Here is a 19297-nt window from a genome sequence, read left to right on the forward strand (position 1 = left end):
GTGAGTCGTTGTAATAGTATAACCACAATAAATCAATCACAATGGAATCAATCATCACATCAAACGCGCATCACTCGTATTCAGGACTTTTAAATTCCAATTATAAATCTGTTGTTAAACAGAATTTTAAAGATTTAAAAAACAACTCTATTTTTAGTTTAAAACAACGACTAAAAAGTAATGAGTTACAATCCTCTAGCAGCATTGAAACCGCTTTAAAAGTGGCCGTGTTTTTAGCAGCGCTTATCATAGCTTTTAATTAGTGTATTGCGCTTTGTCCTATAGGTTTACGATTTCGATTAAAAAATGTAACATTTTATATAATTAGGATACTTATATATAAAGCCGGTTTTCTTTTTTAATAGAGGTCCTTTGCCTCCAGTTAATTCAAATAGATATTTAGAATTCGCAAATTCTTCATAATTATATCTATTCCACTTATTATTTGTTTAACTACTAATAGTCTGTAACAGACTATTGGATAATACCTTGTAAACTATGGGAGCACTTGCTATGATAACAATTATTAGAACCAATAAGAGTATGTTATCGAAACGATTGGATAAAAAATTAAGCTTTGTAAATACGAGTACAGAAAAGACGGAATATAATTTACCAAAAGCAACGCCTGAAAAATTGCGGGAAATTCGCGAAACACTTCAAAAGAAAAATAAAAGACGAAGTTTACAACGACTCATAGTGATTGGAATTATAGGCGGTATATTAATTGCCCTACTCCTTTATTTCAACTAAATTTTTTCGAAGGGGTATATTCCCCCGAGAGGCTTTAAAGAAAAAAAGTCCTATTGAAACCAATCAATAGGACTTTTTTATATTATGTTTTTCAAGAATGGCACTATTCAAGTACTTCTTTTATGCGTTTTATGGCTTCCTTAATCTGATCTTGCGAAGCGGCATAACTTATGCGGATACAGTTTGGGTTGCCAAAAGCATCACCAGTTACTGTTGCGACTAAAGCTTCTTCTAATAAATATAGAGAAAAATCATTCGCATTATTTATGGTTTTACCGCGTAAGGTTTTTCCAAAGAAATAAGAAATATTTGGAAACACATAAAAAGCACCTTCTGGTGTATTAGTTTGAAATCCTTCAATACCTTCTAATAAATTTAGCACTAAATCTCGACGCTCTTTAAATTCGTCAATCATATATTTTACCGTACTTGGGTCTGCATTTAAAGCCGTGATAACTGCGCGTTGAGCAATACAATTAGTGCCACTGGTAATTTGACCTTGCATTTTGTTACATGCGCGTGCAATCCAGTCGGGAGCCCCTATGTAGCCTACGCGCCAGCCCGTCATAGCAAAGGCTTTAGAGACACCATTAACAGTAATGGTACGATCGAACATGCCATCCACACTGGCCATACTAGCATGGGATTTGCCGGTATAGTTGATGTGTTCATATATTTCATCGGATACGACGTAAATATTTGGGTGGTTTTTTAAAACCTGAGCCAAAGCTTCTAGTTCTTCTTTACTATATATAGAACCACTAGGATTACAAGGAGAACTAAACCAAAGCATTTTTGTTTTTGGCGTAATGGCTGCTTCTAATTGAGAAGCTGTCATTTTGAAATCATTCTCTATCGACGTTTGAACTTCTACAGGAACGCCTTCAGCGACTTTGACAATGTCACTATAGCTTACCCAATACGGACAAGGTAAAATAACTTCATCACCTTTGTTTAGCATAACTTGAGCGACGTTATACAACGATTGTTTAGCGCCAGTCGAAACCACAACTTGTGGTAGCGTATATGTTAAATCATTGTCGCGCTTAAATTTAGTGATAACGGCTTCTTTTAATTCTACGTACCCATCAACTGGTGAGTACGAATTATAGTCATCATTAATCGCTTGAATTGCGGCACCTTTGATGAAATGCGGGGTGTTAAAGTCCGGTTCACCCAAACTTAACCCTATAATATCTTTGCCTTCGGCTCTAAGTTCTCTAGTTTTTGCTGCCATAGCTAGGGTGGCAGACGTGGACATATTTAAAATACGTTCAGAAAGTGGTTGACTCATTAAAATGTGTTCGTTATGCTTGTAAAGCGGGATTCATCCCCATGTCGCGCAAATATCTAAAATGGGCGGCAATGGCTTTACGAGTGGTTTTATATTCGTTATATGGTAAGTTAAATTCTTTTGCCGTGTCTCTAACAATTTCTGAAATCTTGCCATAATGAACATGGCTAATATGTGGAAAAATGTGATGCTCTACTTGGTGATTTAAACCACCAGTAAACCAGTTAACGATCTTGCTTTTTGCACCAAAATTAACCGTTGTTTTTAATTGATGAATGGCCCAAGTGTTTTTCATGGTGCCATTTACTTCGGTAATGGCATTTCTGCTTCATCCATAACGTGTGCCAATTGAAACACAACACTTAATATAAGTCCAGCGGTATAATGCATGATAAAGAATCCTATTAAGATTTTCCACCAAGCCATATCTAAAATTAACATTGGTAATACAATCCACATCGCGATGTAGATAATTTTAGAAATCACTAATTTACTCCAGTTCGCCACAGGATTAGGGAATTCACCATATGATAATTTACGTTTCATAAAGCGCTTCATTTGTTGCCAATCTGTAGTGATTGCCCAGTTAATAGTCAATAGACCATATAATAAAACCGAGTAGTAATGCTGAAACTTGTGGTGTTTACGCCATTCTGTGTGTTTAGAAAAACGCAAGACCCGTCCTGCTTCTAAATCTTCATCATGACCGTGAATATTCGTGTAAGTATGGTGTAATACGTTATGTTGTACTTTCCAATTGTAAACATTTCCTGCTAATATGTATATACTACTTCCCATTAAACGGTTGATCCATTCTTTATTAGAAAACGAACCATGGTTGCCATCGTGCATCACATTCATGCCTACACCAGCCATACCGACACCCATAACTATAGTCAATAGTATTTGCGCCCAGCCAGGAATATTTAAAGTTAATATTAAAAAATAAGGGGCTAAAAACAAAGTAAACATCACTATGGTTTTAATCCATATTTTCCAGTTACCAGTTCGTTTTATATCGTTGTCTTTAAAGTAAGAGTTCACACGTTTGTTAAGTGTTCTAAAAAACTTTGCAGAATCTGTTCTAGAGAACGATAAGGTTTGTTTTGTCATAATGTGTTGTTTTGTATGATAGTGCACAAATGGTGCCAATCACATTTGTGCCAAAGATAAATAATTAAAACGTTTGAACTAATATACAAAATCATAAAATTATGGTAGCAAAAGTCTTATTTTTGCAAAAAAATAAATGATGGACCTTATTTTAAAGTATTTTCCCAACCTTACTGAAGACCAGATAGATAAGTTTTCTAAGTTATCGGCATTATATCAAGATTGGAATCTAAAAATAAATGTAGTGTCTCGTAAGGATATTGATGAGCTGTACCTACGTCACGTGTTGCACTCATTAGCAATAGCCAAAGTCATCTCCTTTAAAGATGGGACTAAAATTATGGATGTAGGCACTGGTGGTGGTTTTCCAGGGGTTCCTTTAGCCATTTTATTTCCCGAATGCCATTTTCATTTGGTGGATAGTATTGGAAAAAAATTAAAAGTAGTTAATGAAGTGGTTGCTGGATTAAAGCTTGATAATGTCGAAACTACAAATTCTCGGGTAGAAGAGATAAATGATGATTATTACGATTTTATTATAAGCAGAGCGGTTGCAGCTATGCCAACTTTTGTGCACTGGATTAAAGGCAAAATAGCTAAAGATCAAAATCATGATCTCAAAAATGGCATTCTTTATTTAAAAGGGGGAGACCTATCAGCAGAACTTCAAGATTATAAAACCGCAAAAATCTATCCGATTTCGGCGTTTTTTGATGAAGCGTTTTATGACACCAAAAAAGTGGTGCATTTACCAATAAAATATAGAGGCTAGTCAATAAATATAGTGATTTTTTATGCGACTTAACTAAGTGTTAAAACCACTAAATTGAGATTAATTTTCATTTATTTTACGTAAGTTTAAATACCATGGCAGATATTAATGACAATATAGAGTTACCGTTCATAATCAAAATCGGTTTTAATAAACTGTTGTCTTACTATGAGACTTTGGCAAAGAGCAATGATGAATTTCTTGCAGCTAAGGCAAGAAGAGTATTGAAAGTTCAAAAAAATTTCCCCATATTACGAGATGGTTTTACACAAATTTCTCATCTTAAAAAATATCAAAAAGAGATTGATATTATCTTACAAGATTCTTTCAGTGAAGTGTTGACAAAAAATGAAATCAAGACGGCTTCCGTTCCTTTTCATAACATCGTATTTAATTCTTCAGAACGCTTTCGCAATATTTTAAATGTAGCAGGGGAAGATTTTAATTTGGAAATACGCAACATGCCCGATGATTCCGGATACATTATTGCTTGTACCATTATTTTAGACTATTGTTATAATTTTAAAGCAAACCATACCCGACCACTTTATTATGAAATACCGAGACGTTAACGGTATTATTAAATCGTATAAAATTTTATATAACGCCGATTTTATAGAAATAACCCGTAATAAAAACACAAAGCCCATAACCAAGGAAGATTATAAAGAACTTTTAGATAATTTTGATAACATCAATTTATGGAAAGAAAAATTCCCGCCAAGAAGTTATGAATTCAAGGGTTTTGTAATTTCTAATATTTTTGATATTACGGCCGATCAGTCTATTTCTAATATAAAATCGAGCTTAATCGCGAAAGAAAAAAGAAAAGACCAACAGTTTATGGCGAATTTTAAGTCCATTTTTCAATCGTTTTTAGGGATGACTGATTTGGATGTCGGGTTTTGTGTCTATAATCATAGAGAAGATATATTGATGCCGGTTTACGATGCAGGCGTGTATAGTTTTTTACTTGATAACAATGTAAAAGGCAAAGATTGTAAGAAAATTTTCTGTAGCAACTCTTACAAAACTTTGTTTCAGGATAAAACCTTTTATTCTGTTTCAGACATTGATGGCTTCAATAAAAAAGTGGAAGGAAAAGTGCCGCAAATGAAGCTGTTGGGAGCAAAGGGCTACAAGAGTACTATTTTAGCTCCAATTGCAGACGGTGATAATTTACTGGGGATATTAGAGCTAGTCTCTAAAACGAAGCGCGCATTAAACAGTGTTGTGGCGAATAAATTAGTAGACGTCATGCCTTATATAGTCGCTGCTGTTAAACGGTCTCGTCAAGATGAAGAACACTTAATAGAAGCTGTTATTCAGCGTGAATGTACTGCCATTCATCCTAGTGTAAAGTGGAAATTTGAAGCCGCTGCGCGTCAATTTTTAATCGATGAGCAAAAGCATGGAGAAGAGGCCTCATTTGGAAAGATATTGTTTAGAGATGTCTACCCGTTGTTTGGTCAAATAGATGTTAAAGGCTCTTCAGATGCTAGAAATAAAGCAACCCAAAAGGACTTAGCACTGCAGCTTATGCTCATAGGGAAGATTATTGAAAAAGCATTTGAAATGGAAAAACTTCCCATTTTTGAAAAACTCAAATTTGAAATTGAAAGTCTTTCAGAAGAAATAAATAATGACTTTAAAGTAGATAGCGAGCAAAGAGCCACTTCCTTTTTTAGACATGAGATTGAGCCGCTCTTTAAATTTCAGCTCAATAATAAACCCACTTTAAAAGCGATTATCGAAGATTACTATTCTAAAATTGATGGCAACTTAGGTCTTATCTATTATTATAGGAAGAATTACGATGATACCATTATGCTTATCAATAAAAACATGTCAAGCGTTATTGATAAAGAACAGGTTAAGGCTCAGAAAATGTACCCCCATTTTTTCGAACGTTTTAAAACCGATGGTGTAGAACATAATATGTATATAGGAGAATCCATTACTAAAGAAAACTCCTTTAATACCATTTATTTATATAATTTACGGTTATGGCAGCTACAAGTGATGTGTAAAATGGAGAATGAATTTTACACCAATCGTGATAAATACCCATTATCACTTGATGTGGCTTCTATGATTTTAGTTTTCAATCAGTCTCTATCCATAAGGTTTAGAATGGATGAAAAGCTATTTGATGTAGATGGTACTTATAATGCACGTTACGAGGTCGTGAAAAAAAGAGTAGACAAAGCAAATATAAAAGGGACCAAAGAGCGGGTCACAACTCATGGTAAAATAACAATTGTATATTCTCAAGAAGAAGATGAAATAGAATACCTACAGTATGTTAATTTTCTCCAGTCTAAAAAAGTTACGGGCGATACCGTTGAAGTTTTAGAGTTAGAGGATTTACAAGGAGTAACAGGGCTGAAAGCCATCCGGGTAAATTTACTATACCAGAATCATGATACACAGAAAAAGGAGTTCTATACGTACGAGGATTTAATGAAAGAACTTAATGACTAGCTAGAAAACAATGGGTCTTATTGTTAAAAAGCACCGTATATTCCGGATTTGAATTTTGTGTGCTCACCTTTACATCCGGTTCTAAAACATCTTTAATGTCTGCACCTGGATTGTTTTTAATCGCAATACCAAAAGCAAATACAGAGATTATAATACCAGTCATAAATACTGTATAGGTTACCCGCAATATTTTGTACTTCCTATTCAATACAACGCCCAAAAAATACAAATCTTTTGTTAAAGATTTATAGACATAATCTTTGTCTTTCAGGAGTTCCTCAACGGCCCACTCATATTCTTTTAGTTCCATCTTATGGAAGTTACCAAAGAATGTGAGGTTTACTTCCTTGTTTTCTACATCTTCCTTAGTAAATTCTCCACTAGTTACATTTGGGCGAGTCGCAATAATAGACATAATCATAGAGATTACACTAAACAATGTAAATATCACTGTAGGCCATGTTAAATACGGATTCGTGTCTAGTTTTGATATCAAATTAGCTAAAACCACAGAAATAATAATGGCGTTTACAGAGAGTAAGATATTGGCTTTTGTATCTGCAATGTCACTTAATTTTATATGATTTCTGAGAGCCACACGGTAAAACGTTTGAATGCCCCGTTCACGGACTCTCATTTTTGTATTGGGCTTTGTATTTTGCTTTTAGTTTTTCTTTGTTGTTTTTGGCCCTTTTCTTTTTCTTCGTTTTTATTAGTTTGGCTAAATTTTTATCTTTTCCGGATTTCCAATTCTTTATGGCATAAGGCGTGTGGTACCTGTGTTTTTTACTTAACACTGATATATTCTCTTCTAACCATTCTTTGGCGGTGTAGTTTTTTACGTCGCATAATTCAAGTTCCTTGCGTAAAAACTCACTGGCTTCCGGAAAATACTTTTTTGCAAAATGAGAAGAATCGGCATCACGAATAATTTCCTCTAATTTATTTTGAGGTTCAGAATCAAATTTAGTAGCCATAATACAGGCGTTTACAGCTTCAATTGTTTTTGGATCCACGTTTTCGGCAGTTAAAAAATCTGTGGCGATTTTAACACTCACCTCCTCGTGACCTTCACGTTTTTCAGTGTAGCCTACATCGTGTAATAATGCTGTTAATAATAATATTTCTGACTCGTTAACATTAATTTCAGAATTTTCAATAATTTCTTTTGTACTTTTGAATACTCTTTTGGCATGAGTATAGTTGTGGTAGACTATGTTATTACTTAGTTTATCCTTTAAAAGCTCTAGCACAAATGCATCCGTCTTTTCAATTATATTTGCCATAAAATAAATTCTGTTTAAGAGAACTAAATTACTAAAAATTAAATCAACCCATTGACTCTATGACTAAAAATAACATAATTCTAACGTTTATAATCTTATTGGTTTGTTCAAGCTGCGCTACTTTCGAGGCACAATATAGAGATGAAGAAAAGACGATAGATGCGCTCCCAAATAAAGATATTGAACGTAGATTTTATCTTATTGGTGATGCTGGAAAGTCTCCAATAGACGGATTGTCTCTAGGGTTAACAGCGTTTGAAAAACATGTGGCGGCGACCAGTAGTAAAAAAGATTATGTTGTTTTTCTTGGGGATAATATTTATCCTGATGGCTTGGTTAGAAAAGAACGTTACGGTAGAAAAAATGCAGAAAACGCACTTAATGCACAGATAAATGCGGTAAAAAACTTTGAGGGAAATACGGTGATGATTCCTGGAAATCACGATTGGTATGCCGATGGGGTTAGCGGGCTTAAGAGGGAAGAAAAATATATAGAAAATGCGCTTGGTAAAAACACCTTTCAACCCGAAAATGGTTGTCCCCTCGAAAGTATAGAGGTTGGTGATAAAATACAACTCATCGTTATCGATACGCAATGGTATTTAGAAAACTGGAATCACAACCCAACAATTAATGATGAGTGTGAAATAAAAACACGGGAACGTTTTTTTGAAGAGCTTGAAGGCGAATTAAAAAAGGCTCAAAACAAAAGAGTTGTATTTGCAATGCATCACCCCATGTACACCAACGGCACCCATGGCGGTTTTTTTGATGCTAGTAAACATCTTTTTCCTACCCAACGAGATGTACCAGTGCCCGTTTTGGCGTCGTTGTTAACTCAGGTGAGAACGCAGGGTGGCGTCTCTATTCAAGACCGGTACAATGAGCGTTACAATGAACTCATGAACCGCATTGAAACGATGGCTTTGGAATATGATAACATCGTATTTGCTTCACGGTCATGAACATTCTTTACAATACATAGAAAAGGATGGTATTAAGCAAATTGTTTCCGGTTCGGCTCTAAAAAATCTGCAGCAACATTAAGTCATAATGGTCTTTTTTCAATAGGTAAAGAAGGCTTTGCTGAACTTACTATCTTTAAAGATGGAAGTACATGGGTGAGTATCTATGTAGAGGAAGCCGGGCTTCCAAAATTAATGTATACGAAGGAAGTGTTACCTAAAACTAGGGATGTTTTTAATACAGAGCTGTTGCGAGATACGTTTCCCACAACGGTAGATGCCTCCATTTACACAAAACAGGAAACAGACAAAACAAGTGTGTACGAGACACTGCTGGGAGATAGATATAGGGACTTATATAGTAAAAAAATCAAAGCACAAGTTGTAACTTTAGACACGCTCTACGGAGGGTTAGAAATTGTAAGAGCTGGAGGGGGGCACCAAACACGTTCTTTGAGATTAAAAACAAAGGATGGCCGCGAATTAAATATGCGTGCGTTGAGAAAAAGTGCCACACAGTATTTACAAACCGTATTATTTAAAGAGACTTACGTTGAAAATGATTTTGAAAAAACAAAAATCGAAAATTTAGTCCTTGATTTTTATACAGCCGCACACCCTTACGCTTTTTTTGTGGTTCCGGATTTGTCTGCTGCTGCGGGCGTTTATCATACCAACCCCAAATTATACTACATACCCAAGCATAAATATTTAGGCGATTATAATACGGAATATGGTGGAGAGCTTTATATGATTGAAGAACGTCCGGAAGAAAATTATAGTGACGAGAGAAATTTTGGCTATGCAGATGATATAGAAAGCACCCATGACATTATTCAAAAAGTGAGAGAGGATGAAAAATATAAAATTGACGAAAATTCATATATAAGGGCGCGTTTGTTCGATATGCTTATAGGTGACTGGGACCGACATCAAGACCAATGGCGTTGGGCACAATTTAATCAAGATAATGGGGATAAGTTATTTAAGCCCATACCAAGAGATAGAGATCAAGTCTTTTCCAATTTTGATGGGGCGCTTTTAAATATTATGAAAATTCTTTCGGGGTCAACGAAACAATTGCAAGTATATGATAGTGAATTGAGAGACATAAAGTGGATGAATAGTGCCGGAATTAAATTAGATAAGGTATTAATTCAAAACTCAGATAAAGCCGCTTGGATGAAGCAAGCGAAATACCTTCAAGACAACATCACAGATGACGTCATTGCAACTGCTTTTTCAAAAGTACCAGCCGAAGCGCAAGATAAAACACTTGAAGAAATTCAAGAGCACTTGAAAGGCAGACGTGCCAATATGTTGGACATCGCAGAACGCTACTACAACTATTTAAATGAATTGGTTATTGTGACTGGGACAGATAAGGATGATTATTTTGAAATTAATCGTAGTGGTGACAACGAGACTAATGTTAAAATCTCACGTATTATAGACGGTAAAAAAGGAGAGGTATTGGTCAATAGAACATTTAACAAAGACATTACTAAGGAATTGTGGATTTACGGCCTAGATGACGATGATGTTTTTGAAGTGACAGGAAAAGCCAATAATTTAATTTTTACAAGAATTATTGGAGGCCAAAATAACGATACCTATATTATAAAAAACGGAAGACGTGTTCGCGTATATGACCACAAATCAAAACCTAATACCGTACAGGAGAATGAAGGGGCGAAAATAAATTTTACAGATATTTATAATAATAATCTTTTTGATTTTAATAAGAACATTGTAAAAACAGGGACCATTACACCTAATTTGGCTTATAACCCAGATGACGGTGTTGCTGTTGGTGTCTCCTTGGTGAAAACCACTAAGGGGTTTCAACGTAACCCCTATTCTCAACAGCACCGCTTTAAAGGGGGCTACTATTTTGCAACTAATGGTTTTAGTATAGAATATGATGGAGAATTTGCCAACCTTTTTCAAGATTGGAATCTTCATGTCGCCGGTCAACTTACCAGTGAAAATTTTTCAAATAATTTCTTTGGATATGGTAATGAAACCGTTAATAATGATGCGGCATTAGATCTGGATTACAATAGAGTGAAAACCAGTATTTATAAGGCCAGTGTGGGCGTCCTGAAAAAGGGTAGTTTTGGTAGTGATTATGGTTTTAAATTTATCGCAGAAGGTATAGAAATTGGAAAAACACCCGATCGTTTTATAGAAACTTTTGCTCCTTCCAATTTAGAAAATGGTTTTTACAATAGACGTTTTTTTGCTGCCGCTGAAGCGGATTACAATTATGCCAGTTTCGATAATAGGGTCGTTCCAACACGGGGTATGACCTTTAATTTAGGCATGGGAATAAAAACAGAACCGGAAGATACTAAAAACACATACGGCTATGTGAATTCAAGTTTAGGATTTTATAATGCCTTAATTACCAACAGAAAATTAGTATTAAAGACAGACATAAGAGGTCAGTTAAGAATTGGAGACGATCTCATTTTTTATCAGGCCGCAAACATTGGAGGGGATAATGGTTTAAGAGGGTTTAGAACAGAACGGTTTACAGGAACAAAGTCATTAGTTGGAAGTGCAGACGTACGTTACAGTTTTAATTCATTTAGAACAAACACCTTACCATTGCAATTCGGAATTTTTGCAGGTGGGGATGTTGGGAGAGTCCGGGTTAAAGAGGATGTTTCAGAGACATGGCATAACGATTATGGCGGTGGTTTTTGGGTGTCTGCGGCAGACTCTGTTCAAGGAACCTTTAATTTTTTCAATAGTGAGGAAGGTTTTAGATTTTCTTTTGGATTTGGAATAAGCTTTTAAAAAAAACAATGGATAATAGAAGTGCCGCCATAATAACAGAACAGGTATTTAGCGTCTCGGCAAAACAGCTTTGGAGCGCTATTACCCAAAAGGAAGAAATGTGTGAGTGGTTTTTTAATACTATTCCGAATTTGAACCTGAGGTAGGTTTTGAGACGGCGTTTTTAGTGTCTTCAGAAGAAAGAGATTTTACACATCTTTGGAAAGTCACAGAAGTAATGCCTAATAAGAAAATAGCCTATACATGGCAATATAAAGAGTACTCAGGTAAATCAAAATCAAGCTTTGAAATTTCTGAAAATAAAAACCAAACTACATTGAAAATTACCTGTACTGGCTTAGAAACATTTCCTGACACTATTCCTGAATTTTCTAGAGAAAGTTGTCAGGGAGGGTGGAATTATTTTATAAATAGACTTAAGCGTTATATTGAAAATAGAGGTTAAGTCTGTAATTTAACTATTACTTCTAGAGACGTCTTCCTTAATAGCATCATTATTATAAATAGAAATCTTCAGTTAGCCCAAGATGGTAAATAGTATGCCAGTGACCACTATAATGTTCGATGTCATATGTAAGATCGTTTTGTAATGCTTAAAAGTTAGTGGCAAACCAATCTATAATCTACATTTTATGGCTAAATTTACCAATATCTTCTAAGTAAAGAGAAACGAGCAATAGAATGAAAGAAGAAGTCTCTAAAATAGGACATCGTGGCGCCAAAGGTTATGTGACCGAAAACACCCTAGCTTCCATTCAAAAAGCGATGGATTTAGGAGTAGACGGTATTGAAATTGATATACATCGCTGCAAAACTGGTGAATTGGTGGTTTTTCATGATTTTGCAGTTGATAGATTGTCTAATGGTCATGGAGACATTAGTAATTTTACCCTTCCGGAATTAAAAAATCTTAAATTAAAAGGGGCTTATGAAATTCCAACTTTAGCGGAGGTGTTTGATTTGGTTGATGATAAATGCCTGCTAAATATAGAATTAAAAGGTCTTGATACCGTACAAGGTGTTGTTACAATTATAGAAGATTATGTAAAGAATACCAGGTGGACTTATAAGAATATTTTAGTTTCAAGTTTTCAACACCCTTTATTAATAGCCCTTCGGGCGTTAAATAAAAAAGTGTCATTGGGTGTTTTAACAGATACCAATTTAAAGGAAGCCATGGACGTGGCAAGAAATTTAAAAGCACTGGCAATTCACCCAGATTTCGTCATGTTAACTAAAGAAAATGTGGTCCGAGATAAAGGCTGAAGGTTATAAGGTATACACATGGACAGTAAATGAATATAAAGACATCGAGCGCATGGTTAACTATAAAGTGGATGGTATTATTAGCGATTTTCCGAGATAGAATATGATTGAAAAAGATATTATAATAGTAGGTGGTGGTGCTGCGGGTTTTTTTGCAGCCATTAACATTGCAGAAAAAAACCCGAAGTTAGCCGTTGCGATCTTAGAACGTGGAAAAAACGTGTTGACCAAAGTTAAGGTATCCGGAGGTGGACGCTGTAATGTTACGCATGCAGAGTTTATTCCTCAGGAATTAACACGGAACTATCCAAGGGGCGAAAAAGAATTGTTAGGCCCATTCCATAGTTTTATGACTGGAGATACGATTGAATGGTTTGAGAAAAGAGGTGTCTCCTTGAAAATTGAAGACGATGGCAGAATGTTTCCCGTGTCTAATTCTTCACAAACCATCATAGATTGTTTTCTTTCTGAAATCAATAAAAATGGCGTTGAGGTCCTCCAAAATCAATCTGTAACTAAATTTGAAAAGCAAAACGACTGTTGGAAGGTCGAAACCAAATCGGATGTTTTTTTATGTAAAAAATTAGTTATTGCCACAGGTAGTAATCCTAAAATATGGAAGTTAATAGAGAACATCAACCATACAGTTACTGCTCCAGTACCTTCACTATTTACTTTTAACATACAAGACAGCCGTATAAAAGACATACCAGGGGTAGTGGCCCAACATGTAGAAATAAAAGTGTTAGGAACGGCACTAGAATCTCATGGTCCTTTACTCATTACGCATTGGGGAATGAGTGCGCCTTCCATTTTAAAGCTTTCCGCCTTTGGAGCCTTAGAATTTGCGAAATTAGCGTATCAGTTTGAGATTGAAATCAATTTTCTAGCCTTAGAATGTGATAGTGTTGTAACACGATTAAAAGAGTTAAAATTGGAGTTATCTAAAAAAACCGTGAGTAATTATACGCCTTTTGATTTGCCAAAACGCTTGTGGCAACAACTGGCACTGGCAGCAGGGATTACCACAGAAATGCGCTGGGCTGACCTTAATAAAAATCAGTTAGAAGCGTTAGCAAACCAGTTAACAAAAGCGGTTTTTAAAGTGGATGGAAAAAGTACTTTTAAAGAAGAATTTGTAACCGCAGGTGGTGTTAATTTAAAGGAAGTCAATTTTAAAAATTTCGAGAGTAAGCTTCATGAAAATCTTTATTTTACAGGCGAAGTGTTAAATATAGATGCGGTAACTGGAGGATTTAATTTTCAAAATGCCTGGACAAGTGCTTACATTTTAGCACAAAATATTTCAGAATGATAAGCTACATCGCATTATTGAGAGGAATTAATGTTAGCGGACAAAAAAAAGTTCCGATGGCTGAATTACGGGCGGTATTAAGGGCTTGCGCCTTTAAAAATGTTCAAACGTATATTCAAAGTGGTAATGTGGTTTTTGAATCTTCAGAAAAAGACACTTCTATTTTAGAACTAAAAATTTTCAGTAGTATTAAGAAGCAGTTTGGGTTTGAAGTGCCCGTTTTAGTAAAAACAAATCTTGAAATGAAAGCCATATTTAGAGCCTGTCCTTTCTTAGAAAAAAGGAAAGTAAGTAGCTATTTTACATTGCTCAATACAGCTCCTGAAAAAGAGTTAATTGACAGTTTAAATACTGTTGCTTTTGATGACGAAGAAATCGTAGCAACGCGAAATGTGGTGTATTTTTTTCAGAAAATGGATACGGTAAGGCAAAGTGTAACACTAATTTTATAGAACGAAAACTTAACGTTACTGCGACTACAAGAAATTATAAAACAATGGTTAAGCTATTGGAGTTGTCTGAAACTAAGCTTTAATACAATTCCAAGACATCTGTAAAGCATCTTCTATTTGCTCCTCATTCATAGGTAATTCTGCTTTGAATTTTAATCTTGCGGCAGAGATGACATTGCCAAAACTCATTTGTAAAACCAATCTTAAATTGGCATCCTTTATTTCTTTTTTTATAATTGCAGCGAGGAACAAATCTCTAATATTAGTGAAATGTTTAACGCTTTTTAATCTTATTTCAGCATTAATAATTGGAGGGACACCAACAAATTCCATAAACTTAAAAGCCATCGGGTTACCAATAAAGTAATTATAAAGGTTATGCCAAATAACTGCAAACTGTTCTTTAAAATCATCATTAGGCACGTTAGCAATTAAAACAATCCCAAAATCCTGACAGATCATGATGTAAATTTCTTCAATAATTTCTTCTTTATTCTTAAAGTAATGGTAAATAGTGCCTACAGCGACGCCTGCTTCTTTAGCGACTTGAGACATGGGAGTGGCATGCACACCTTGCTCAACTACTAGTTCTAGCATAGTAAGAATAATTCTTTTCTTTTTATCCATTTTATCAACTACCCCTATAGGGGCTGTTTTTAACATAGAGATTATGAGGGAAGTTTAAGGGCTCTCGATGTCTAGTTAGTTGTTTTTTAATAGTAATTAAAATGTTTCTAGTAATTACTAGACATCCGATAAAGATCACTAAACCGAATACACATTCTAATTGATCGCTAAAGTAAAAAAAAATCATATAATTAAGATTATATTTGCTAAAATTTTATCTATATGATTGAAAACGAATTTATTCCCGATTTAGAATTAAATAGCCTTCCGGTTGGAGCGGTGACATGGAGTGCACCAAGTAACATCGCTCTTGTAAAGTATTGGGGAAAAAAGGAAAATCAAATTCCGGAAAATCAATCCATTAGCTTTACACTCGATACCTGTAAAACGATTACCAAATTGTATTTTTCAAAACGCGATAAAACCGATGACAATTACTCTTTTGAGATCTTGCTGGATGGCGAAAACAAGCCTGATTTTAAGCCTAAAATAAATACTTTTTTTAACCGCATTGAAGCCTACTTACCATTTCTTAAAAGCTATCATTTTAAGATTGAAACTTCAAATACGTTTCCGCACAGTTCGGGTATTGCCTCTTCGGCATCCGGCATGAGTGCTTTGGCATTGTGCTTAATAAGCGTTGAAAAGTTAATGGATCCGAGAAATGTCTCAGGAATATTTCAATAAAAAAGCATCGTTTTTAGCACGATTAGGATCGGGAAGTGCAAGTAGAAGTATTGAAGGCGATTTAATCGTTTGGGGAAAACATAATGCTATTGAAGGTAGTAGTGATTTATTTGGAATAAAATACCCGGACGAAGTACATGACAACTTCAAGAACTACAACGATACTATTTTACTCGTAGATAAAGGAGAAAAGCAAGTGAGTAGTAGTGTTGGCCATAATTTGATGCACAATCATCCTTTTGCTAAAACACGATTTAAGCAGGCGGAAGAAAATATCACCAAACTAAAAGCCATATTAAAATCAGGCGATTTAGAGGCGTTTATTGCATTGATTGAAAGTGAGGCGCTAACGCTACATGCAATGATGATGACAAGCATGCCCTATTTTATTTTAATGAAACCCAATACGTTGGAAATAATTAATAAGATTTGGAGTTTTAGGAAAGAAACGGGTTTACACATTAGTTTTACACTAGACGCAGGAGCCAATGTACATGTTTTGTATCCTGAAAATGAAACTGAAGAAATTTACAATTTCATTAAGACTGAGTTAGTTGCATATTGTCAAAACGGTCACTATATTTGTGATCAAATTGGTTTTGGTGCTCAAAAGTTGTAAAATTGATGTATATTTAAACTAATACACTGCTAACTGCAGAACGAACACTGAATACTATATTATGAAAGGCCCACTTTTCTATTCTAAAATCTTACTCTTTGGAGAGTACGGAATCATTAAAGACTCTAAAGGATTATCGATACCCTATAATTTTTACAACGGTGCTTTAAAAATGGATGACAATCTATTAGAAGAGACTAAAAAGTCTAACGAAAGCTTAAAAAGATTTGCAAAGTATTTATCTAATATAAGTAATGATCTAGTCGTTTTTGAAGTCGAAAAATTGTTGGCAGATGTCGAATCCGGCATGTATTTTGATTCTTCTATTCCACAGGGTTATGGGGTTGGTAGTAGTGGCGCATTGGTAGCGGCAATTTATGACAAATACGCTACGAATAAAATTACAGTCCTTGAAAATTTAACACGTGAAAAACTATTAAGACTTAAAGTCATTTTTGCTGAAATGGAATCGTTTTTTCATGGAAAATCTTCAGGTCTCGATCCGTTAAATAGCTACTTAAGTTTACCAATTCTTATCAATTCCCAAGACAATATTGAAGCGACAGGCATTCCAACACAAAGTACTTCCGTAAAGGCGCCGTATTTTTACTAGATAGTGGTGTTACTGGTGAAACTGCACCAATGGTAAGTATTTTTATGGAAAATATGAAGCAGGAGGGCTTTCGCAACATGCTTAAAAATCAATTTATAAAACATACTGATGCTTGTGTTGATGATTTTTTAAAAGGCGATATAAAATCGTTGTTTAGCAATACAAAAAAATTATCTAAAACGGTTTTGCAGCACTTTAAACCTATGATCCCGAAGCAGTTTCACGCCCTATGGAAAAATGGTTTAGAAACCAACGATTACTATCTTAAGCTTTGCGGTTCAGGAGGTGGCGGCTATATTTTAGGGTTTACCGAAGATTTAAAGAAAGCTGAAAAAGCACTTAAAGATTATAGATTAGAGGTCGTTTATAATTTTTAAACCAATCTTATGTTCTCTCGCAAACAGAAACACATTCTTCTGAAGTTTTTTAGCATGTTTTCTGTAGTAAGGGGCTACAATATTCTCATTATTGTACTCGCGCAATATTTAACTTCAATTTATATTTTTGCGCCGGAAAGGCCTTTGCGAAACGTGCTATTTGATTTGAATCTGTTAATGCTGGTTTTAGCTTCGGCGGCGGTTGTGGCAGGTGGGTATATTATTAATAATTTCTACGATTCTGAAAAAGATGTAATTAATAGACCCAATAAATCAATGCTCGATAAGCTGGTGAGTCAGAATACCAAATTATCTTTTTATTTTGTGCTTAACTTTTCTGCCATTATTATGGCAAGCTATGTGTCATTTAATGCGGTCGTATTTTTTTCAGCTTACATTTTTGGTATTTGGTTTTATTCACATAAATTGAAAAAACTGCAAATAGTGGGTAACATCACTTCGGCATTGTTAACAATTACTCCTTTTTTTATTATTTTTATTTACTACAAGAATTTCGATACTGTTATTTTTGTACATGCGACGTTTTTATTTTTGATCATTACCATTCGGGAACTAACTAAAGATTTAGAGAATTTAAAAGGGGATTTGGCTTTAAATTATCACACTATTCCCATTCAATATGGTGAAAATGTCTCAAAAAAAATGATCACTTATTTGGTGATATTAACCTTATTACCATCCTATTTGTTGGTGCAACGTTATGATATTGGACAAATGAATGTTTACTTTTTTTTATGTACATTTCTATTGCTTGTATTCGTGGTTTTGCTTTGGAATTCTAAAACACAACAACAATATCTCATTCTACACAATATTTTGAAATTTATCATTGTAGCTGGAGTTTTTAGCATCTTGTTAATTGATGTTGACTTGGTTTTAAAACGCATTTTGTAAATGGAAAACACACTTAAAATTGCCATGGCACAACTGTCTCCAGTGCTGTTGAATAAAAACGAAACCCTTAAAAAGGTGGAGCACGCTGTGGTTGAAGCAGGTGAAGCCGGATGTGAACTCGTCGTTTTTGGGGAAGCCTTAGTGCCTGGTTATCCGTTTTGGTTAGCCTTAACGGGTGGGGCAGAATGGAATACCAAAATAAATAAGGAGTTACATGCTGAATATGTGAGAAATGCGATTCAAATTGAAACGGGGGAGTTGGATACTATTTGTCAGCTGGCGAAAACACATAACATCGCTATTTATTTAGGGATTATTGAACGCGCTCAAAATCGAGGCGGGCATTCCATTTATGCGTCTTTAGTATATATAAATGCTAGCGGTGAAATTAAATCGGTGCACAGGAAATTACAACCCACTTACGATGAAAGATTGACCTGGTCTCCTGGTGATGGTCATGGATTACAAGTACATAAATTAAAACAATTTACTGTTGGCGGACTCAATTGTTGGGAAAATTGGATGCCGTTGCCAAGAACAGCACTCTACGGTTTGGGCGAAAATTTACATATCGCGGTTTGGCCAGGAAGTGATCATAACACCAAGGACATCACGCGATTTATAGCAAAGGAATCCCGGTCGTTTGTTGTTTCGGTCTCTTGCTTAATGACTAAAGCACTCTTTCCAAAAACGCTTCCACATTTAGAAAAAATTTTAGAGCATTGCCCAAACGTGCTGGCCAATGGGGGAAGTTGCATTGCAGGACCAGATGGCGAATGGATTGTAGCACCAGTAATAAATAAAGAAGGGTTAATTATTCAAACTATAGATTTTAATCGGGTGTATGAAGAACGCCGTAATTTTGACCCTGTAGGACATTATTCCCGACCAGATATAACGAAACTCATTGTGAATAGAGAACGGCAGTCTACAGTAGTATACGAGGACTAAAAA

At 35.1% G+C, this 19297-nt stretch carries 17 protein-coding genes and 4 pseudogenes; 17 read left to right on the forward strand and 4 right to left on the reverse strand.

Annotated features, from left to right (window positions below):
• Positions 1–41 precede the first annotated feature (41 nt).
• Together N7U66_RS15785 and N7U66_RS15790 are read left to right on the forward strand one after the other, a co-directional pair.
• Complete coding sequence (locus N7U66_RS15785; protein WP_267676075.1) at positions 42–263, forward strand: hypothetical protein; 222 nt, start codon at positions 42–44, stop codon at positions 261–263.
• Between the two features lie 235 nt (positions 264–498).
• Positions 499–753, forward strand: coding sequence for a hypothetical protein (locus tag N7U66_RS15790; protein WP_267676076.1), 255 nt, complete (start codon positions 499–501; stop codon positions 751–753).
• Between the two features lie 103 nt (positions 754–856).
• Here the strand turns inward: N7U66_RS15790 and N7U66_RS15795 are convergent, their stop codons facing one another.
• Together N7U66_RS15795 and N7U66_RS15800 are read right to left on the reverse strand one after the other, a co-directional pair.
• Positions 857–2047, reverse strand: a complete 1191-nt coding sequence (locus N7U66_RS15795; RefSeq protein WP_267676077.1) for a pyridoxal phosphate-dependent aminotransferase — start codon at positions 2045–2047, stop codon at positions 857–859.
• A gap of 13 nt (positions 2048–2060) precedes the next feature.
• Positions 2061–3160 (reverse strand): annotated as a pseudogene (locus N7U66_RS15800) (fatty acid desaturase family protein).
• Positions 3161–3299: 139 nt separating this feature from the next.
• Between N7U66_RS15800 and rsmG the strand changes: the two are divergent.
• From rsmG to N7U66_RS15810, 3 genes are all read left to right on the forward strand, one after another.
• Positions 3300–3932, forward strand: coding sequence for a 16S rRNA (guanine(527)-N(7))-methyltransferase RsmG (gene rsmG / locus N7U66_RS15805; RefSeq protein ID WP_267678542.1), 633 nt, complete (start codon positions 3300–3302; stop codon positions 3930–3932).
• A 95-nt stretch (positions 3933–4027) separates the two neighbouring features.
• Complete coding sequence (locus N7U66_RS22190) at positions 4028–4504, forward strand: hypothetical protein (protein ID WP_313791277.1); 477 nt, start codon at positions 4028–4030, stop codon at positions 4502–4504.
• Positions 4485–6416 carry a GAF domain-containing protein gene (locus N7U66_RS15810; RefSeq protein ID WP_313791278.1) on the forward strand — a complete coding sequence of 644 codons (1932 nt, stop codon included), beginning with the start codon at positions 4485–4487 and terminating at the stop codon, positions 6414–6416. The genes N7U66_RS22190 and N7U66_RS15810 overlap by 20 nt, the downstream gene beginning before the upstream one ends.
• Here the strand turns inward: N7U66_RS15810 and N7U66_RS15815 are convergent.
• A pseudogene (locus N7U66_RS15815) lies at positions 6406–7702 on the reverse strand (Pycsar system effector family protein). The gene N7U66_RS15810 and the pseudogene N7U66_RS15815 sit on opposite strands and share 11 nt — an antisense overlap.
• 59 nt (positions 7703–7761) lie before the next feature.
• Here N7U66_RS15815 and N7U66_RS22195 point away from each other — a divergent pair.
• The 8 genes from N7U66_RS22195 to N7U66_RS15850 all read left to right on the forward strand — a co-directional run bounded on the left by N7U66_RS22195 (position 7762) and on the right by N7U66_RS15850 (position 14505).
• Positions 7762–8667, forward strand: a complete 906-nt coding sequence (locus tag N7U66_RS22195) for a metallophosphoesterase (RefSeq protein WP_313791279.1) — start codon at positions 7762–7764, stop codon at positions 8665–8667.
• 156 nt (positions 8668–8823) lie between these two features.
• Positions 8824–11472: a BamA/TamA family outer membrane protein gene (locus N7U66_RS15820; RefSeq protein ID WP_313791280.1), complete on the forward strand. Its 2649-nt coding sequence runs from the start codon at positions 8824–8826 to the stop codon at positions 11470–11472.
• Positions 11473–11480: 8 nt separating this feature from the next.
• Positions 11481–11618 (forward strand): SRPBCC family protein, encoded by a 138-nt coding sequence (locus N7U66_RS15825; protein ID WP_267676078.1) that lies wholly within the window; start codon positions 11481–11483, stop codon positions 11616–11618.
• Positions 11619–11638: 20 nt separating this feature from the next.
• Complete coding sequence (locus tag N7U66_RS15830) at positions 11639–11917, forward strand: SRPBCC domain-containing protein (protein ID WP_267676079.1); 279 nt, start codon at positions 11639–11641, stop codon at positions 11915–11917.
• Positions 11918–12153: 236 nt separating this feature from the next.
• Positions 12154–12738 carry a glycerophosphodiester phosphodiesterase gene (locus N7U66_RS15835; RefSeq protein WP_267676080.1) on the forward strand — a complete coding sequence of 195 codons (585 nt, stop codon included), beginning with the start codon at positions 12154–12156 and terminating at the stop codon, positions 12736–12738.
• Entirely contained in the window at positions 12716–12838 is a 123-nt protein-coding gene (locus tag N7U66_RS15840) for a glycerophosphodiester phosphodiesterase family protein (protein ID WP_267676081.1), read from the forward strand. Before N7U66_RS15835 ends, N7U66_RS15840 begins: the two co-directional genes overlap by 23 nt.
• Before the next feature lie 3 nt (positions 12839–12841).
• Entirely contained in the window at positions 12842–14053 is a 1212-nt protein-coding gene (locus tag N7U66_RS15845; RefSeq protein WP_267676082.1) for a BaiN/RdsA family NAD(P)/FAD-dependent oxidoreductase, read from the forward strand.
• Positions 14050–14505, forward strand: coding sequence for a DUF1697 domain-containing protein (locus N7U66_RS15850; RefSeq protein ID WP_267676083.1), 456 nt, complete (start codon positions 14050–14052; stop codon positions 14503–14505). Before N7U66_RS15845 ends, N7U66_RS15850 begins: the two co-directional genes overlap by 4 nt.
• Before the next feature lie 72 nt (positions 14506–14577).
• Here the strand turns inward: N7U66_RS15850 and N7U66_RS15855 are convergent, their stop codons facing one another.
• Positions 14578–15168 (reverse strand): TetR/AcrR family transcriptional regulator, encoded by a 591-nt coding sequence (locus tag N7U66_RS15855; RefSeq protein ID WP_267676084.1) that lies wholly within the window; start codon positions 15166–15168, stop codon positions 14578–14580.
• Positions 15169–15354: 186 nt separating this feature from the next.
• Between N7U66_RS15855 and N7U66_RS15860 the strand changes: the two are divergent.
• From N7U66_RS15860 to N7U66_RS15875, 4 genes and pseudogenes are all read left to right on the forward strand, one after another.
• Positions 15355–16438 (forward strand): annotated as a pseudogene (locus tag N7U66_RS15860) (diphosphomevalonate/mevalonate 3,5-bisphosphate decarboxylase family protein).
• Positions 16439–16499: 61 nt separating this feature from the next.
• A pseudogene (locus tag N7U66_RS15865) lies at positions 16500–17428 on the forward strand (mevalonate kinase family protein).
• Positions 17429–17437: 9 nt separating this feature from the next.
• Entirely contained in the window at positions 17438–18343 is a 906-nt protein-coding gene (locus N7U66_RS15870; protein WP_267676085.1) for a geranylgeranylglycerol-phosphate geranylgeranyltransferase, read from the forward strand.
• Complete coding sequence (locus N7U66_RS15875; RefSeq protein ID WP_267676086.1) at positions 18344–19294, forward strand: carbon-nitrogen hydrolase family protein; 951 nt, start codon at positions 18344–18346, stop codon at positions 19292–19294. It abuts the gene before it with no gap.
• Positions 19295–19297 lie beyond the last annotated feature (3 nt).

This window comes from Lacinutrix neustonica, from assembly GCF_026625145.1.
Classification (GTDB): domain Bacteria; phylum Bacteroidota; class Bacteroidia; order Flavobacteriales; family Flavobacteriaceae; genus Lacinutrix; species Lacinutrix neustonica.

Coding starts and splice junctions, on each gene's coding strand:
- rsmG (WP_267678542.1), top strand. CDS start 3,300: ATGGACCTTATTTTAAAGTATTTTCCCAACCTTACTGAAGACCAGATA.
- N7U66_RS22195 (WP_313791279.1), top strand. CDS start 7,762: ATGACTAAAAATAACATAATTCTAACGTTTATAATCTTATTGGTTTGT.
- N7U66_RS15840 (WP_267676081.1), top strand. CDS start 12,716: ATGTGGTCCGAGATAAAGGCTGAAGGTTATAAGGTATACACATGGACA.
- N7U66_RS15850 (WP_267676083.1), top strand. CDS start 14,050: ATGATAAGCTACATCGCATTATTGAGAGGAATTAATGTTAGCGGACAA.
- N7U66_RS15810 (WP_313791278.1), top strand. CDS start 4,485: ATGAAATACCGAGACGTTAACGGTATTATTAAATCGTATAAAATTTTA.
- N7U66_RS15825 (WP_267676078.1), top strand. CDS start 11,481: ATGGATAATAGAAGTGCCGCCATAATAACAGAACAGGTATTTAGCGTC.
- N7U66_RS15835 (WP_267676080.1), top strand. CDS start 12,154: ATGAAAGAAGAAGTCTCTAAAATAGGACATCGTGGCGCCAAAGGTTAT.
- N7U66_RS15875 (WP_267676086.1), top strand. CDS start 18,344: ATGGAAAACACACTTAAAATTGCCATGGCACAACTGTCTCCAGTGCTG.
- N7U66_RS15845 (WP_267676082.1), top strand. CDS start 12,842: ATGATTGAAAAAGATATTATAATAGTAGGTGGTGGTGCTGCGGGTTTT.
- N7U66_RS15785 (WP_267676075.1), top strand. CDS start 42: ATGGAATCAATCATCACATCAAACGCGCATCACTCGTATTCAGGACTT.
- N7U66_RS22190 (WP_313791277.1), top strand. CDS start 4,028: ATGGCAGATATTAATGACAATATAGAGTTACCGTTCATAATCAAAATC.
- N7U66_RS15795 (WP_267676077.1), bottom strand. CDS start 2,047: ATGAGTCAACCACTTTCTGAACGTATTTTAAATATGTCCACGTCTGCC.
- N7U66_RS15855 (WP_267676084.1), bottom strand. CDS start 15,168: ATGTTAAAAACAGCCCCTATAGGGGTAGTTGATAAAATGGATAAAAAG.
- N7U66_RS15870 (WP_267676085.1), top strand. CDS start 17,438: ATGTTCTCTCGCAAACAGAAACACATTCTTCTGAAGTTTTTTAGCATG.
- N7U66_RS15790 (WP_267676076.1), top strand. CDS start 499: ATGGGAGCACTTGCTATGATAACAATTATTAGAACCAATAAGAGTATG.